Genomic DNA, 17318 nt, shown 5'->3' with positions numbered 1-17318 from the left:
TCCCGACCGTGAAAAAAATTGTCATTCCCGCAGCGGCCCTGCTGCTGCTGGCCGCCAGCTGCAACGTGCTGGACAAAGAGCCGCTGACCACCATTGCGCCCACCAACTTCTTTAAGTCGGCCGACGACGCCGAATCGGGCATTACGGCCGTCTACGACGTGCTGCAGTTTACCGGCGCCTACGGCCAGGACCTGAACGTGGTGGGCGAAATGCCCTCCGACAACTGCACCTCGCTCAACGGCGACGTCAACGCCATGGAGCGCATCACCTGGACGCCGACCACCTCGCAGGTAGGCAACGTGTTCCGCGACATGTACATCGGCATCAACCGCGCCAACGCCGTGCTCAAGTACGTGCCCACCGTGGAGATGCCCGCCGCCCGCCGTGACCAAATTCTGGGCGAGGCCCGCTTTCTGCGCGCCCTGTTCTACTTCAACCTGGTACGCCTCTACGGCGGCGTCTCCCTGCACACCGAGCCGGTGGAAAGCAGCTCCCAGGACGTGGTGGCCCTGCCCCGCGCCTCGGCCGATGAGGTGTACAACCAGATTGTGCAGGACCTGACCGCCGCCGAGGGCCTAGTGGCCGCCGACCAGGGCGCGCTCAACCGCACCCGCGTCAACAAGCCCACCGTCAACGCCCTGCAGGCCCGGGTGTACCTGACCATGCGCCGCTGGAGCGACGCGCAAGCGGCCGCCGGCAAGGTGCTGGGCACCACCGTGGCGTCGCTGGTGGCCACGCCCAAGGCCCTGTACCCGGCCGAAAACAAGGCCGAATCCATCTTCGAGGTGCAGTTTGCCGGCTCCACCGACGGCGGCTTCCTGCTGCCCGACCTGGTGCTGCCCACGCCGCCGGCCACCTATTCCTTCGCCAAGTTCAACATCCCGACCTTGTACCAGTCGGCGGCCAGCAGCAAGCCCACCGACCTGACCTTCGCCGTCGACACCCTCACCGACCTGCGCTGGAAGTACGTGGGCACCACCAACGCCGGCCGGGACCACGTGAGCTGGGTGGACGGCCCGCGCAGCCGCGGCGCCAACGACCGGGGCCCGTTCGTGTACAAGTGGACGAGCACCTCGGTGGCAGCTTTCAACTCGGCCGACAACTACTACCTGCTGCGCCTGGCCGACGTGTATTTGATGTACACCGAGGCCAGCAACGAGCAAAACGGCCCCAACGCGGACGCGCTGACCCGCCTGAACGCCATCCGGCAGCGCGCCGGCCTGCCCGCCGCCACGCTGGCCACGCTCGGCACCAAGCAGCTGTTCCGCGCCGAAGTGGACAAGCAGCGCCGCCTGGAGCTGGCTTTCGAGGGGGAGCGGTGGTTTGACCTGCTGCGCTACGCCCGCCACAACCAGGCCGAAGCCGGCGCCCACGCCATTACCGCGCTGGACATCATTCAGCAGCAGAAGGGCTCGGCCGACGCCAACTACCTGCTCTTCCCGCTGCCGCAGTCGGAAATCAACAACAACGCCAAGACCCAGCAAAACCCCGGGTTCTGACCCCGCTGGGTGGGCGTTTCGGGGCGGGCCACGGAAGTGAGTGAGCTGGGGCCCGCCTCGAAACCCCGCCCGGCGCCGGGCTGCCCGGTGTGGCCGCTGCGGCGACCTGGGCGGCCCCGCAGGGCCCGCGCGCTGCTAGCGCCGCCTCACCCGGTACGGCCCGCGAAGCTGCTTACCGCCGCGGGCGTACCCGCCCGCATTTCTCCTGCTTTCCTTTTTCCGCATGCTTTTTTCCCTTTTCAAGCGACTGTTGCTGGTTGGCGGCTGCCTGGCCGCGCTGAGCGGGCCGACGGCCTGCCAGTCGCAAAAGACGCCCGGCACCCGCGGCGACGCCGCCCGCGACGCCGAAGTGTGGCTGAGCACCCCCGACAAAACGGTGCTGTTTCAGCGGCAGCCGGCCCGCCTGCCCTTCACGGCGGCCCCCAACGCCAACCCCAACATCGACGTCGACGCGCAGCAGCAGTTTCAGAGCATCGACGGCTTCGGCTACTGCCTGACGGGCGGCTCGGCCGAGCTGCTGCACCGCATGGGCGCGGCGGAGCGGGCGCGGCTGCTGCGCGAGCTGTTTGCCACCGACGGAACCAGCATCGGCGTGAGCTACCTGCGCCTGAGCATCGGCGCCTCGGACCTGGACGCGCAGGTGTTCAGCTACGACGACCTGCCTGCCGGCCAGACCGACCCGGAGCTCAAGCAGTTCAGCCTGGCGCCCGACCGGGCGCACCTGCTGCCGGTGCTCAAGGAAATTCTGGCCATCAATCCGCAGCTCAAGCTGCTTGGCTCGCCCTGGTCGCCGCCCGTGTGGATGAAGACCAACGGCGAGTCGAAGGGAGGCTCCTTGAAGCCGGAGTTCTACGACGCGTACGCCCGCTACTTCGTCAAGTACATCCAGGGCATGGCCCAGGAGGGCGTACGCATCGACGCCATTACCATTCAGAACGAGCCGCTGCACCCGGGCAACAACCCCAGCCTGCTCATGCCCGCCGAGCAGCAGGCCGCGTTTATCAAGCAGGCGCTGGGGCCGGCATTTAAAGCCGCCAAGCTCGCCACCAAAATCATCGTCTACGACCACAACTGCGACAAGCCCGAGTACCCGCTCACCATCCTGCGCGACCCGGAAGCGGCCCAATACGTCGACGGCTCGGCGTTTCACCTGTACGCCGGCAAGATCGAGGCCATGGGCCAGGTGCACGACGCGTTTCCGCAAAAGCACGTGTATTTCACCGAGCAGTGGGTCGGCTCGCGCAGCCAGTTTGCCGACAACCTGACCTGGCACGCGCGCACGCTGCTCATCGGGGCCACCCGCAACTGGGCCCGCACCGTGCTGGAGTGGAACCTCGCGGCCGACCCGCAGCAGAACCCGCACACGCCCGGCGGCTGCACCCAGTGCCGCGGCGCCCTCACCCTCGACGGCAACGCCGTGACCCGCGAGGACGCTTACTACATCATTGCCCACGCCAGCAAGTTTGTGCGGCCCGGCTCGGTGCGCATTGCCTCCACCCTGTCCGACCAGCTGCCCAATGTGGCCTTCCGCACCCCCGACGGCCACCACGTGGTGCTGGTGCAGAACCATTCGCCGGCGGCCCAGGCCTTCAACATCCGCGCGCGCGGGCAGCAGCTGGCGGCCACGCTGCCGGCGGGCGCCGTGGGCACCTACGTGTGGTAGCGGGCCGCCCGTTCACCTACGGCGGCGGGTTGTAGCTCACCGGCCGCCGGGCCCGCCACGCGGCGGGCCACCACCGAAGCGGGGCCTGGGAACCTCGCTTCGGCCGATCCGCTGCTCGTGGGAAAGCGGCGGACCGGCTTTGCAGGGGAGGCCGGCGGCGCCACAGCCGCCGGCTTTTTCCCGCTCTTCCCGTCCGATTCACGCGCGGTCCTCCACCGCATTCCGCTCCCGATGATGAACCCGTTTACGCCCGCTATTCTTCGCGGCGCCCGGCCCTGGCTGGCGGCCGGCCTGCTCGCCGCCCTGGCGCTGGCCAGCTGCCGGAAAGACCCCGGCAACGGCCCGGGACCGGCCCCGCAGCCGCCCGCGCCGCCCACTACCAGCGAGGTGGACGCCTGGCTGACCACGCCCGAGCAGAGCGGCGCCCGCCTCACCAAGCAGCCCGACGCGCTCAGCTTCGCCACGGCGCCCGGCGACGCCAACGTGCCCGTGCTGGAGGTGAGCACCGCGCAGCAGTACCAGACCATCGACGGGTTTGGGGCGGCCTTGACGGGTTCCGCGGCGTACCTGCTGCAACGCAAGCTCAACGCCGCCCAGCGCGAGGCGCTGCTGCAGGACTTGTTCACCACCACCGGCAACGGCATCGGGCTGAGCTATTTGCGCATGAGCATCGGGTCGTCGGATTTTTCGCTGGGCAACTACTCCTACGACGACCCGCCCGCGGGCCAGCCCGACCCCACGCTGGCCTACTTCAGCATTGCCCCGGACCAAGCCGACCTGCTGCCCACGCTGCAGCAGATTTGGGCGCTCAATGCCGGCGTGAAGCTGCTGGGCTCGCCCTGGAGCGCGCCGGCCTGGATGAAAAGCTCGCAGAGCATGATCCGGGGCCGGCTGAACCCGAGTGCCTACCCGGCCTTTGCGCAGTACTTCGTAAAGTACGTGCAGGCCTTCGGGGCCGCCGGCGTGCCCGTCGACGCCATTACGGTGCAGAACGAGCCGCTGTACGAGCCCGCGGGCTACCCGGGCATGCTCATGTCGGCCGCCGAGCAGACGGACTTCATCAAGAACCATCTCGGCCCGGCTTTCAGCGCCCACAACATCACGGCCAAAATCATTGCCTACGACCACAACTGGGACCACCCGGAGTACCCCATTACGGTGCTCAACGACGCGGCGGCCCGGCGCTACGTGGCCGGCTCGGCCTTCCACGGCTACGGCGGCTCGGTGCCGGCCATGACCACGGTGCACGACGCCCACCCCGACAAAGACCTGTACTTCACCGAGCAGTCGGGCGGGCAGTGGGCGCCCAGCTTTGCCGACAACCTGCGCGGCATGACCCGCGACCTGATCATCGGCACGACTCGGAACTGGTCGCGCAACGTGCTGCTCTGGAACCTGGCCCTCGACGAAAACTACGGCCCCATCAACGGGGGCTGCGCCAACTGCCGCGGGGTGGTGACCATTGCCCAGACCAGCGGCACCGTGACGCGCAACGTGGAATACTACGTGCTGGGCCACGCCAGCCGCTTTGTGCGCCCCGGCGCGGTGCGCGTGGCTTCCACCGCTTCGTCGGCCTTTCCCAACGTGGCCTTCCTGAACCCGGACGGCTCAAAGGTGCTGTTGGTGCTCAACGACCAGAGCCAGACCCAGAGCTTCCGCCTGAAATACAACGGCAAGTACCTGGGCTTCACCCTGCCCGCCGGCGCGGTGGTCACGTTCAAGTGGAGCGTGTAAGCCGGGCCGGCCCTGGCTTCCTCTTCGGAGCTGGGCCGGCCAGCCGCTCAATTACTCATTCTCCCGAGCCGACACCTCCCACTTCGGCCCGGCGGGGCCTCCCGCTGCGTACCTCCTCTACCCCTGTTTATGCTACACAAATTCCTACCGGCGGCGCTGCTGGCCGCTCTGAGCGCCGGCCCGCTGCCGGCCCAACGCCCGGCCGCCGCCCCGCCCACCCCGAAGCAGTACTCCGCGGCGGGCCGCACCACGCAGGTGTACGTGACGGCGGCGGGCACCACCCAGCGCCTGGCGCCGGGGCCGGTGCTAACCTTTCAGCCCACGCCCCAGCCGCTCGAAACCCAGGTCTGCGTGTTTCTGGACCCCACGCGCACGTTTCAGACCCTGCTGGGCATCGGCGGGGCGCTGACCGACGCCTCGGCCGAAACCTACGCCAAGCTGCCCCCGGCCCAGCAGCAGGAGTTTATGCGCGCCTACTACAGCCCCACCCAGGGCATCGGCTACTCCCTGGCCCGCACCAACATTGCCAGCTGCGACTTCAGCAGCGCGCCCTACAGCTACGTGCAGGACGGCGACAAGCACCTCAAGAGCTTCAGCGTGAAGCACGACGAGCAGTACCGCATTCCCATGCTGAAGCAGGCCGTGGCAGCGGCGGGCGGCAAGTTGCCCTTGTTTGTGAGCCCCTGGAGCCCGCCGGCCTGGATGAAAGACAACCAGAGCCTGCTGAAGGGCGGCAAGCTGCTGCCCGAGTACCGCCAGGCCTGGGCCGACCATTACGTGAAGTTCATCCGGGAGTACGAGCGGCAGGGGCTGCCCATCTGGGGCTTGTCGGTGCAAAACGAGCCCATGGCCAAACAGCGCTGGGAGTCGTGCATTTTCACCGCCGAGGAGGAGCGTGACTTTATCCGCGACTACCTCGGCCCGACGCTGAAAAAGAGCGGCCTGGCCACCCGCAAGCTCATTGCCTGGGACCACAACCGCGACCAGGTGTTTCAGCGCGCCAGCACCATTCTCAACGACCCGCAGACGGCCCAGTACGTGTGGGGCATTGGCTACCACTGGTACGAGACCTGGACCGGCTCCGGCATGCTCTTCGACAACCTGCGCCGCGTGCACGAGGCTTACCCCGCAACCAACCTTATTTTCACCGAGGGCTGCATCGAAAAGTTCGACCTGAGCAAGGTCAGCGACTGGCAGCTGGGCGAGAAATACGGCTACTCGATGATCAACGACTTCAACGCCGGCACCGTGGGCTGGACCGACTGGAACGTGCTGCTGGATGAAAAAGGCGGCCCCAACCACGTGGGCAACTTCTGTTTCGCCCCGGTCATTGCCGACACCCGCAGCGGCCAACTCATCTACACCAACATCTACTACTACATCGGGCACTTCTCCAAGTTTATCCGGCCCGGCGCCAAGCGCATCAGCAGTTCGTCGAACCGCGACTTTCTGAGCACCACAGCCTTCCTGAACCCCGACGGCAAAGTGGCCGTGGTGGTGATGAACAACAGCGACAAGGCCCAGGACTTTCAGCTGTGGATGCAGGGCCAGGCAGTGCCCGTCGCCAGCCAGGCGCACTCCATTATGACGTTTGTAATCAACTAAGCGGCGCAAGGCCGGGCGCGGCGGCAACGGCCCGGAATACCACGCTGGCCGGCTGCCCGTAGTTCGATAATTCTCCGCTTGGGCGTGGGCCCGCCCCAACACCGCGTTTCCTTTCCGGAAGCGCGGTGTTGTTGTTTGAACCGGTTTGGCCTGTGCAGGCCCGGGCACGCTTGCGGGCCGCGGGCAAGAAGCAAACTTTCTTCCCGTCAGTGATTTATGTCATCTTTTTCCCGCCACCACCCCGGTATACTTGCCCCGTCGTCGCGCACATTCTTCGTTGACCTTCACTGCCTGCGCTTATGCCTACTGCCCAGCCCTTTTCCAGTGTTACCGATCCGGCCGCGGGGTGGCCGGGGCGCTTTGCAGCCGCCCCCCTGACGGCCGCCGCGGCTACGCCCGCCGCGTCGCAGGTTGAGCTCGGAGCCGCGGCCGCCGCGGCGGGTCTCGACGTACGCCTCACGTTTCTGGGCGCCGCCCAGACGGTGACCGGCTCCAAGTACCTGCTGACCCTGACCCAAGGCCCGCGCCAACAGCAATTGCTGGTCGACTGCGGGCTGTTTCAGGGCCTGAAAGAGCTACGCCTGCGCAACTGGACCGAACCGCCCGTGGACGCGGCCGACCTGGACGCAGTGGTGCTCACCCACGCCCACATCGACCACAGCGGCTACCTGCCCCGGCTCGTGAAGGACGGCTTTCAGGGCCCTATCTACTGCACCGAGGCCACGGCCGATCTGCTGCGCATCATGCTGCTGGACTCGGCCCGGCTGCAGGAAGAAGAAGCGGCGTATGCCAACGCGGAAGGCTACTCCAAGCACCACCCGGCCCAGCCGCTCTACTCAGTGACCGACGCCGAGCGGGTGCTGCTGCTGCTGCGCGCCGTGCCCTACGGCACCCCGGTGCCCGTGGCCGAACACGTGCAGGTCACCTTCCGCGACGCGGGCCACATTTTGGGCTCGGCCATCGTGGAAATGCAGGTGCAGGGCGCCCGCCAAGCAAAAAAACTGGTGTTTTCCGGCGACTTGGGCCGCTACGACAACCCCGTGCTGTACGACCCGACCACCATTTCCGAGGCCGACGTGCTGCTGGTCGAGTCTACCTACGGCGACCGGGACACGCGCCTGGCCGACCCCGAAGCCGAGCTGGCGCGGGTGGTCAACGCGGCGCTGGACCGGGGTGGGGTGCTGCTCATTGCCGCCTTTGCCGTGGGCCGCACCCAAACGCTGCTGTACTACCTGCGCAAGCTGCGCCGCGAAGGCCGCGTGCCCCTGGTGCCGGTATACGTGGACAGCCCCATGGGCATCCGGGTCACCCACTTGTTTGGCCACCATCCCACGGCCCACCGCCTGGGCCCCGACAACCCCTTCCATTTCGACGGGCTCACGTTTGTGACGGATCAGCAGCAGTCGAAAGCCCTGAACCGCCTGCCGGGGCCGGCCATCATCCTGTCGGCCAGTGGCATGTGCACGGGCGGGCGCATCGTGCACCACCTGCACCACCGCCTGCCCCACCCGCAGGACACCTTGCTACTGGTGGGCTACCAGGCCGAGGGCACCCGCGGCCGGCGCCTGCAGGACGGGGAGCAGCAAATCAAAATGTTCGGCGACTGGGTGCCGGTGCGCTGCCACGTGGCCGAGCTCGACGGCTTCTCGGCCCACGCTGACCGCACCGAGCTGCTGCGCTGGCTGCAGGGCTTCCAGCACCCGCCCAAGCGCACGTTTGTGGTGCACGGCGAGCCGGCCGCCGCGGCCAGTCTGGCCCTGGCCCTGCGCGAGGGCGCGCACTGGCCCAACGTGGTGGTGCCCGACTACGGCGACTCCGCGGTCCTTTTCACCGGCGTGTAGCAGCTGCCCGGACCGCGGGTTTTCAGCTCCGCAATGCTTCAACGCCTGCGCACGGCATCGGCAACCACCCTGCGGAAATGAGTGCCGCCAGTGGCAAACTGCTGCGCGAAGCCGGCTCCCTTGCACTTGCCAACGCTTGCGCGCCAGCACCCCGGCGCTTGGGGCTGGCAGTAGAGCCCACTCAAGCAACTACAACTCACTCCTTGCCGTCGGGGCCACGCCCGGCGCTTCTTCCATCCTCCGTCGTATGCACGTCACCGTTTATAGCGCCCATGCCTTTGAGCAGCCATTTCTCGCCGCTGCGGCTGGGCGGCAGCACGAGCTGCACTTCGTGGCCGACCGCCTCGGCCCCGAAACCGTTGCGCTGGCCCACGGCAGCCCGGCCGTGGCCCTGTTTACCAGCGACGACGCTTCGGCGCCCGTGCTGGAGCGCCTGGCCGCCCTCGGGGTGCGCTACGTGGCCGTGCGGGCCGCGGGCCACGACAACGTGGACCTGGCGGCGGCGGCCCGCCTGGGCCTGCGCGTGGCCCACGTGCCGGAATATTCGCCCTACGCCATTGCCGAGCACACCGTGGCCTTGCTGCTGGCCCTCAACCGCCGCCTGCGCCAGGCCGATCAGCAACTGCGCGACTACAACTTCTGCCTCGACAACCTGGTGGGCTTCGACCTGCATGGCAAGACGGTGGGCATCGTGGGCTGCGGGCGCATCGGCGGGGTGCTGGCGGGCATTCTGCACGGCTTCGGCTGCCACCTGCTGGGCTACGACGTGCAGCCCAACCCCCAACTGGTGCGGCGCTACGGGCTGCGCTACGTCGGGCTTGACGAGCTGTGTGCCCAGGCCGACATCGTGACGGTGCACGCGCCGCTCACCCCGCAGACGCGCTACTTGTTCGACGCAGCGCGGCTGGCCCGCCTCAAGCCCGGGGCCATGCTCCTCAACACCGGCCGCGGCGGCGTGCTCGATACCGCCGCCGCCCTGGCGGCGCTGCGCTCGGGTTACCTGGCCTACCTGGGCCTAGACGTGTACGAGCACGAAAAGGGCCTGTTCTTCCAAGACCACTCCCACGAACCGGCGGCCGACCCGCTGCTCGACGAGCTGCTGGCCCAGCCCAATGTGCTGGTGACCGGCCACCAGGCTTTCCTGACCCGGGAAGCCCTGACCAACATTGCCGACGCAACCGTGGCCAACCTCAGCGCCTGGGCCCAGGGACGGGCCGCGGCGCACGAGCTGCGCCCGGTCCCGCCGGCGCTCCAACCGGCGTAGCGCCGTGTCGTACCCCGCGCTCCTGCTGACCGCGGCCCTGCTGCTGCTGGCGCGGCCCTGTGCCGAGCGGCAGCGGTCGGCTTCGGCACGGCCGCGCGCAACCGATCCGGTCAGCCGCCACATCCGCCGGCTGCTGCGCGGCAACCCGGCCGATACGGCTAGCTGGCAAAGCCCGGCGGCGGTGCGGGCGCTCTACGATACGGCCGCCGCCCCGCTCTGGACGCAGGCCGCTGGGCTGACGCCGGCGGCCGAAGACCTGCTCGACCTGCTGGCGCGCGCCCCGGCCTACGGGCTGCAACCGGCCTACTACGCCCTGGCCGACTTGCGCGCCGCCGCCGACTCGCTCGCGCCCCGCCCCGACAGCGCCCAGGCACAGCGCCGGGCCCGGTTCGACGTGGCCCTGAGCGACGCCGTACTCACGTTGATGCGCGACCTGCACCGCGGGCGGCTGCACCCGGCCGTGCCCTCGCCCCTGGAGCACGGCCCGGGCGGCGCATTTCTCCCGGCCGAGCGGCTGCGCGCGGGGTTGGCCGCCGGCCGCGTGGCCGCGGCCGTGCTGGCCTGCCAGCCTCCGCACCGCGCCTACCGGCAACTGCAGCGGGCCCTGGCCCGCTGGCTGCAGGATTCGGCGGCGGCCGTCAGCGGCGGGCCGGGGCAGCGCCGCTACCAGCAGGTAGCGCTGACGCTGGAACGCTGGCGCTGGCAGGCCCCGGCCGATTCGGAGTACGCGCTGATCAACCTGCCCACCTTTGAGCTGCAAGTGGTGCGGGGCGACACCGTGCTCCGGCGCCACCGCGTGATTATCGGCAAACCCCAGACGCCCACGCCCACGCTGCGCAGCCGCATCACGTCCTTCACGCTGGCCCCCGACTGGCACGTGCCCCGCTCCATTGCCACCAAGGAAATTTTGCCCCGGCTGCGGGGCGATGCGGGGTACTTGGCCCGCAACAACTATACGCTGTACTCCGCGCAGGGACAGGTACTCGACCCCGGGCAGGTGAACTGGCAGCGGGTCACGGCGCAGAACTTTGCCTACTCAATCCGGCAATCGGCGGGCTGCGACAACGCCTTGGGCAACATCGTATTCCGGTTTCCGAACCCCTACAACGTGTACTTGCACGACACGCCCATGCGGCAGTTTTTCGAGCAGCCGCAGCGCGCCTTTAGCCACGGCTGCATCCGCCTCGAGCAGCCCCTGCAACTGGCCGCTTACCTGCTGCGCCGCGACGGCCGCCCGGTGCGCCTACCCGACGAAGCCGCCTGCGCCCGGCAGTCCCGGCCGCGCAATGTGGCGCTGCGCCGCCCGCTGCCGCTGCACATCTGCTACGCCACCTGCGGGGTGGAGCAGGGCCAGCTGCGTTTTTACGCCGACCTCTACCACCGCGACGAGGCCTTGCGCCAGGCTTTGTTCGGCCGAGCGCGCCCCGGCTGCCCAGCGGATCATCACGCTAACAGTCAGGCCACTACCGCTGTCTTTCATGACATCCGTCATTGACTACGGCCCCGGGCCGCGGCGTACTTTACCTGGCAGCATCCGCCAAGGCCCGGCAGGTCGCCGGCCCGGCTGCTGCCCCGGCTCAACCTTGTTTCACTCATGACAACTCTCCAACCCCAGGCTACCCCCTCCGCCGTGCCCGCCGCCGACACGCCCACGTTGTCGTTGATTGTGCTGACGAACTTCCTCCCCGCCGCCCGCCGCGCCATCCGCTACGCGGCCGAGCTGGCCGCGCCGCTGGGCGCGCAGCTGGTGCTGCTGCACGTGCGCGAGGTGTCGGTGCTCGAGGGAGAGCTGCTCTACCCCGATACCGAGGAGCGCGCCGGGGAGCTGCTGGTGGCCGTGCAGGCCCTGGCCGACGAAACCTACGTGCCCACCACGGTGGAGCTGGTGGCGGATTTGCAGCTGAGCACGGCCGCCGCCCTGGCCCAGCGCTACGCCCCGGCCGTGTTCGTGCTCGGGCAGGCCGCCGAGCCGGCGGAGGAAGGCGAAGTGGCCGCCGCCGTGCGGGAAGTGCTGCGCAGCGGCGAGTTTCCGCTGCTCATCGTGCCCGAGGCTTACCGCGGCGCCGTGCCCCCGCGCCAGGTGCTGGTGGCCGCCGACGGGGAGCCGTTTGCCCTCAGCCGCCCCGAGGCCGCCCGGCAGCTACTGGCGCAGGTCGAACCCGCGCTGACGGTGGTGAAGGTATCGGCCATTGAAGACGACCAGGCCTGCGCGGCGGCGCTGCACCAGGTGCAGGCCAGTGGACTAGCGGCCGCGGCCGGCCGCCTCACCGTGGAGGCCATGCACCACGTGTCGCCGGTGGCCGGGCTGCTGCGCGCTATCGAGCAGACGGAGGCTAATCTGCTGGTCGTTATTGCCCGGCGGCGCAGCTTCCTGGGCGCCATGTTTCACCGCAGCGTCACCAGCCGCCTGCTGCACGCCAGCCCGGTGCCCCTGCTGCTGCTGCCCGCCTCCGACGAATAACTGCCGCCGCGTACCTCATCTGCAGGGGCCGGGCGGTGCGCCCGGTATTGGAAGCGTCAACCCATCCTGTGCGGGCGCCGCTCCTCCGACCGGGGCGGCTGCAGGTGCCGGAAGCAAGCTACTGGCACCTGCGCTGCGGCCAAAGCGCCGGCGGCCAACAGGCGCCGCTGGCTTAGTCAAATGATGACCAATGTCACCCGCCGGCGTGATGGTTGTCAGCGCCTTACCCGCCCTCCGCCGCCATCTTTGGAGAAGAAGGCCGCGCGCCACCCTGGCTACCGCCTGCTCAGCGGACGACTCCCGAACCGGACCCATGCCCGGGTCCGGGCGGCACCTGAGGCCCGCCTAGGCGGTTCGACGCGGCCGGCGGCTCTTTGTCTACATCCCATCACCTTTTCCTCTACGGTCATGGTTACGCCCACTTTCTGGTTTTCCGTGCTGATGCTGACCCTGGCGGCGGCCGCCTGGCACGCCCTGCGCCCCGCGTCGGTGGCCCCGCTCCGCTAACCCAGCGCCCGGCTTACGCCCTCGCTTGATTCGGCCCCTGCAGCATTGCGGCCCCGATTCGGCCGCTGGTTTCTCCTTACCCATTCGCCCCTACCGCCATGCCCTCGCGCCCCATCGTCGTCCTCACCGATTTCTACGCCGTGTCGAACCGGGCCCTTTCCTACGCGGCCGGGCTGGCCGTGCCGCTGCAGGCCCACTTGGTGCTGCTGCACGTGCCCCACGACGAGCTGCTGGCCCCGCCCGAGCTGGCGGAAGCCGCGCGGCGCAGTCCGGGCCAGTTGCGGCAGGCCCTCAACGCCCTGGCCGACGCGCAGCCGGTGCCCACGCAAGTGGACGTGGAGGAAGGCTACCTGCCGGCGGCGGTGGCCGAAGCCGTGCACCAGCACCAGCCGCAGCTGCTGGTGCTCAGCCGCCCCGCCGACGAGGTCACGCCCACGGCCGTGGTGGTGGGCGCGGCCCAGGATGTGCTGCGCCACGTGCCGTGCCCGCTGCTCGTGGTGCCCCACGTGGGCTGGGGCGCGTTTCCGCCGCGCCGCTTCGCCCTGGCCGTCGACGGGGAGCCGTTTTCGCTTTATGAAAACGAACACCTGGTGCCGGAACTGCTGGGGGCCCTCGGAGGCTCGTTGAGCATTCTGCACGTGGTGCCCGAGCCGGCGGGCGCCTCGGCCGAGCAGCGCGTGCGGCGCGAAGTGGAGCGCAGCGGGGTGGCCCCGCTGTCCGCCGACTGCCACCCCCACTGCGTTACCCACACCGACGCGGCCGAGGGCATTTTGCAGGGCGCGGCCGAAGTAGGCGCCGACCTGCTGGTGCTCGTAGCCCGGCGGCACACCTCGCTCAGCCGCCTGTTTCACCGCAGCGTCGTGGCCCAGCTCATCGGCCAGAGCCCGCTGCCGCTGCTGCTGCTGCCCGCCCTGGATTAGCCGCCGGCCGCGCAGCCGGCTGAGGTTGTTGCGCCGTTTTCTGGCACCCGCCTTCACCTTTTATCACCCGTATCATGGCCCCTACCCTGCTGGTCCTCGCTGGCTTTTACCCGCCCGAGCAACGCGCCATTCGCTACGCCGACGCACTGGCCAGCGCCCAGGGGGGCCGCTTGGTGCTGCTGCACGCCCGCCGCGCCTCCCTCTACGATCCGTACATCTTCGCCGGCGAGGCCATGCGGCGGCAGGAGCTGGCCGACGACGCTGACACGGCCGCCCTGCTGGCCGAGCTCGGCGGCCAGCTGCACGCCCCGACCTCGGTGGAGCTGCTGACGGATTTGCTGCCCCAGGGCCTGGCGGAGCTGACGCAGCGCTACGCGCCGGCCCTGTTCGTGCTCGGCCTGCCCGCCGCCCCCGACGCCTCGCCCGAGCAGCTCAGCCACACGACGCTGGAGCTGCTGCGGGCCGCGCAGTTTCCCGTGCTGCTGGTGCCCGAAACCACCACCGCCACCGAACCACCGCAGCGCGTGCTCATCGCCGCCGACCGGGAGGGCTTCGTGCTGACGCCGGCCAGCGCCCCGGCCGCCGGGTGGCTGCGCGAGCTGGGGGCCGAGGTAACCGTCGCGCACGTGTCGGCGGTGGAAGACGACGCCGGCTGCGCCCGGGCCCTGCGTGCCGTGCAGGGCAGCGGGCTGATCGGCGCCGGCGCCCCGACCGAGCTGCGCGGCAGCCTGCACGCCCAGCCGGCGGCCGGCCTGCTCAGCGCCGCCGCCGATGCCCAGGCCGATTTGCTGGTGCTGCTGGCGCGCCCGCGCAGCTACCTCGGCGAACTATTTCACCGCAGCGTCACGGCTCAGGTGCTGCACCGCAGCGCCCTGCCCGTGCTGCTGCTGCCGGTAGCCGAACCAGCGGAGGCCGCGGCCCCGCAGCCGGCCGCCGCGCAATCGTCGGCGCTGCGGTAGCCCGCGCCCAGTCGCTGAGCGCCTTTCCTCCGCCTCCCCGGCGGCCGTCCTGCCGAAGCCTGCCGCTGCTTCGGCGGAGCGGCCGCCGCGTGGTTGCCGTCTTTTTGCCTATACTTCCCCATTGCCAGTCCGCTTCGGCCGGCCGCCGTACCATCTCCCTAGCTCCCGTGGAAGCCTTGCCGCCCGCCGCCCCCCCCGCTACGGCCCCGGCCGCCGGGGGCTTGAGCTCGACCGAAGCCCGGCAGCGCCTGCTGCAATACGGCCCCAACGCCCTGGAAACCGTAGTCGACGCCGGGTGGCTGCGCGTGCTGTTGCGGCAGTTCCGCAGCCTGATTGTGGCGGTGCTGGCCGCCGCGGCCGTCTTTTCCTTCGCCTTCCGCGACTGGGCCGAAGGCTACGCCATCCTGGCCGTCGTGCTGCTCAACGCGCTGATGGGGTTTTGGCTGGAGTGGCGCGCGCAGGCCTCCATGGCGGCCCTGCGCCGGCTCGGGGCCAGCACCGCCCGCGTGCTGCGCGACGGGCAGGTGTGCGCCGTGCCGGCCGAGCAGGTGACCGTGGGCGACGTGCTGCTGGTGGAGGCCGGCGAAGTCGTGGCCGCCGACGCCGAGTTACTGGCCGCCCAGCAGCTGCAAGTCAACGAATCGGCGCTGACGGGGGAGTCGATGCCGGTGCTGAAGGAACTGACCCCGGCGCCGCCCGAAGCGCCCCTGGCCGAGCAAACCAACCGCCTGTTTAAGGGCACGGCCGTGGTGGGCGGCACCGGCCGCGCCTTGGTGCTGGGCGTGGGCGCCCACACCCAGCTCGGCGGCATTGCGCAGCTGGTGCAGCAGGCCCGGCACGCGGCCACGCCCCTGGAGGCCAAACTCAACCACCTGGCCCGGCAACTGGTGCTGCTCACGCTGGGCTTGGCCGCGGTGTTTGTGGCCGTGGGGCTGTGGCAGGGCCAATCGGCGTACCAGCTGCTCAAAACGGCCATCGTGCTGGCCGTAGCAGCCATTCCCGAGGGCATGAGCATCGTGGCCACCCTGGCGCTGGCCCACGGCATGCTGCGCCTGGCCCGGCGCCACGTGCTGGTGAAGCGCCTCGCGGCGGTGGAAACCTTGGGCGGCACCGACGTCATCTTCACCGACAAAACCGGCACGCTGACGCAAAACCAAATGGCCGTGCACACCGTCTGGCTGCCCGAGGGCCGGGTGGAGTTTGCGCCCGGCCGCATCGAAATCGAGGCCACGCCCCTGCTGCGCACCGAGGCCTACCAGCACCTGCTGCGCGCGGCCGTGCTCTGCAACAACGCCACCTACTCGCCCGCCGACGCGGCCGCCGCCCTGGGCGACCCGCTGGAGGTGGCCCTGCTGGCCCTGGCCCACCGCAGCGGCTACGACGCGGCCGCCGCCCAGGCCGGCGCCCACCGCCTGGCCGAGCAGCCCTTCGACTCCGACACCCGCCTGATGGCTACCCTGCACCGGCACGACCACGCCCGGGCGTGGGCCGCCGTGAAAGGGGCCGCCGAGGAAGTGCTCGGGCACTGCACCCAGGTGCAAACGGCCGACGGCGCCCTGCCCCTCACCCCCGCCGAGCGGGCTCAGTGGCTGGCCCGCGCCGAGGAGCTGGCCCAACGCGGGCTGCGCACCCTGGCCCTGGCCTACCGCGTGCTGCCCGACGCGGCGGCGCCCGCCTGGGCCCACGAGCTGACCTGGCTGGGCTTGGTGGCCTTTCTCGACCCGCCCCGCCCGGAAATCATCCCCGCCCTCGACGCCTGCCGGCAGGCCGGCATCCGCGTCATCATGGTCACCGGCGACCATCCGGCCACGGCCCTCACCGTGGCCCGCCAAGTGCACCTGACCATCGATGCCGACGCCACGGCCGTCACCGGCGCCGAACTGCCCGCCCTGGTGCAGCACCCCAACGGCGCGGGCCGGCGCCGGCTGCTGCGCGCGGCCGTGTTTGCCCGCGTGAGCCCGGCGCAGAAGCTGGACCTGATTAGCCTCTACCAGCAGCAGGGCCACGTGGTAGCCATGACCGGCGACGGGGTGAACGACGCGCCCGCGCTGAAAAAAGCCGACATCGGCGTGGCCATGGGCCTGCGCGGCACCCAAGTAGCCGCCGAAGCCGCCGCCCTGGTCTTGCGCGACGACTCCTTTGCCTCCATCGTGGCGGCCGTCGAGCAGGGGCGCGTCATCTTCACCAACATCCGCCGCTTCGTGCTCTACCTCGTTTCCTGCAACCTGAGCGAAATCCTGGTGGTGACGGCGGTGGGGCTACTCGGGCACGGCACCGGCCTGCTGCCCCTGCAGATCCTGTTTCTGAACCTGCTCACCGACGTGTTTCCGGCGCTGGCGCTGGGCGTGGGCCGGGGCAGCGCCCGCGTGATGCAGCACCCGCCGCGCCACCCACAGGCCCCCATCATGCGCCCCGGCGACTGGCGCCTGGCTGTGGCCTACGCGGCCCTGATGACCGCGGCGCTGCTGGCGGCCCACTACACCGGCCGGCAGTACGTGGGCTTGCCGGCGGCGGTCAGCAACAACGTGCTGTTCTACGGCCTGGCCACCGCCCAGCTGCTGCACGTGTTCAACATGGCTGGCGTGGGCACGCCCCTGCTCCACAACGACGTGCTGCGCAACGGGTACGTGTGGCTGGCCCTCGGGCTTTGCACGGGCCTGCTGCTGCTGTCGTATTTGCTGCCCTTGCTGCGGCACCTGCTCGAGGTGCAGCCGCTGTCCGGGCCGGCGCTGCTACTGATCGGGGCGCCGGCGCTGGCCGTGCTGGTACTGGGCCAGCTGCTGGGCTGGCTGCTGAGCCACTGGCCGGTCCGGGCCTCAACTGCACCACTACACCAGGCCTGATTGTCGGCACGCGGATGCCTGC

11 protein-coding genes are annotated in these 17318 nt (G+C 69.9%); all 11 read left to right on the top strand.

Annotated features, from left to right (window positions below):
• The first annotated feature begins 8 nt into the window (after positions 1–8).
• On the top strand, positions 9–1499 hold the full coding sequence (locus LJ737_RS05555) for a RagB/SusD family nutrient uptake outer membrane protein (protein ID WP_227763582.1): 1491 nt from the start codon (positions 9–11) through the stop codon (positions 1497–1499).
• A 223-nt stretch (positions 1500–1722) separates the two neighbouring features.
• Positions 1723–3162, top strand: a complete 1440-nt coding sequence (locus LJ737_RS05550; RefSeq protein WP_227763581.1) for a glycoside hydrolase family 30 protein — start codon at positions 1723–1725, stop codon at positions 3160–3162.
• Positions 3163–3393: 231 nt separating this feature from the next.
• A complete protein-coding gene (locus LJ737_RS05545; protein ID WP_227763580.1) occupies positions 3394–4896 on the top strand; it encodes a glycoside hydrolase family 30 protein in 1503 nt (500 codons plus the stop codon).
• Positions 4897–5025: 129 nt separating this feature from the next.
• Positions 5026–6501: a glycoside hydrolase family 30 protein gene (locus LJ737_RS05540; protein ID WP_227763578.1), complete on the top strand. Its 1476-nt coding sequence runs from the start codon at positions 5026–5028 to the stop codon at positions 6499–6501.
• A 299-nt stretch (positions 6502–6800) separates the two neighbouring features.
• Complete coding sequence (locus LJ737_RS05535) at positions 6801–8342, top strand: MBL fold metallo-hydrolase RNA specificity domain-containing protein (protein WP_227763576.1); 1542 nt, start codon at positions 6801–6803, stop codon at positions 8340–8342.
• Between the two features lie 247 nt (positions 8343–8589).
• On the top strand, positions 8590–9606 hold the full coding sequence (locus LJ737_RS05530) for a 2-hydroxyacid dehydrogenase (protein ID WP_227763575.1): 1017 nt from the start codon (positions 8590–8592) through the stop codon (positions 9604–9606).
• A gap of 4 nt (positions 9607–9610) precedes the next feature.
• Positions 9611–11101: a L,D-transpeptidase scaffold domain-containing protein gene (locus LJ737_RS05525; protein ID WP_227763574.1), complete on the top strand. Its 1491-nt coding sequence runs from the start codon at positions 9611–9613 to the stop codon at positions 11099–11101.
• Between the two features lie 99 nt (positions 11102–11200).
• Positions 11201–12067, top strand: coding sequence for a universal stress protein (locus tag LJ737_RS05520; RefSeq protein ID WP_227763573.1), 867 nt, complete (start codon positions 11201–11203; stop codon positions 12065–12067).
• A 605-nt stretch (positions 12068–12672) separates the two neighbouring features.
• Complete coding sequence (locus LJ737_RS05515; protein WP_227763572.1) at positions 12673–13494, top strand: universal stress protein; 822 nt, start codon at positions 12673–12675, stop codon at positions 13492–13494.
• Positions 13495–13568: 74 nt separating this feature from the next.
• A complete protein-coding gene (locus LJ737_RS05510) occupies positions 13569–14453 on the top strand; it encodes a universal stress protein (RefSeq protein ID WP_227763571.1) in 885 nt (294 codons plus the stop codon).
• Positions 14454–14620: 167 nt separating this feature from the next.
• Positions 14621–17296 (top strand): cation-translocating P-type ATPase, encoded by a 2676-nt coding sequence (locus LJ737_RS05505; RefSeq protein WP_227763570.1) that lies wholly within the window; start codon positions 14621–14623, stop codon positions 17294–17296.
• The last annotated feature ends 22 nt before the right edge of the window (positions 17297–17318 follow it).

This window comes from Hymenobacter sp. 15J16-1T3B (assembly GCF_020711235.1).
Lineage (GTDB): Bacteria > Bacteroidota > Bacteroidia > Cytophagales > Hymenobacteraceae > Solirubrum.
This window is presented reverse-complemented; position numbering and strand designations above follow the sequence as displayed.

Coding starts and splice junctions, on each gene's coding strand:
- LJ737_RS05540 (WP_227763578.1), top strand. CDS start 5,026: ATGCTACACAAATTCCTACCGGCGGCGCTGCTGGCCGCTCTGAGCGCC.
- LJ737_RS05530 (WP_227763575.1), top strand. CDS start 8,590: ATGCACGTCACCGTTTATAGCGCCCATGCCTTTGAGCAGCCATTTCTC.
- LJ737_RS05550 (WP_227763581.1), top strand. CDS start 1,723: ATGCTTTTTTCCCTTTTCAAGCGACTGTTGCTGGTTGGCGGCTGCCTG.
- LJ737_RS05545 (WP_227763580.1), top strand. CDS start 3,394: ATGATGAACCCGTTTACGCCCGCTATTCTTCGCGGCGCCCGGCCCTGG.
- LJ737_RS05515 (WP_227763572.1), top strand. CDS start 12,673: ATGCCCTCGCGCCCCATCGTCGTCCTCACCGATTTCTACGCCGTGTCG.
- LJ737_RS05510 (WP_227763571.1), top strand. CDS start 13,569: ATGGCCCCTACCCTGCTGGTCCTCGCTGGCTTTTACCCGCCCGAGCAA.
- LJ737_RS05535 (WP_227763576.1), top strand. CDS start 6,801: ATGCCTACTGCCCAGCCCTTTTCCAGTGTTACCGATCCGGCCGCGGGG.
- LJ737_RS05520 (WP_227763573.1), top strand. CDS start 11,201: ATGACAACTCTCCAACCCCAGGCTACCCCCTCCGCCGTGCCCGCCGCC.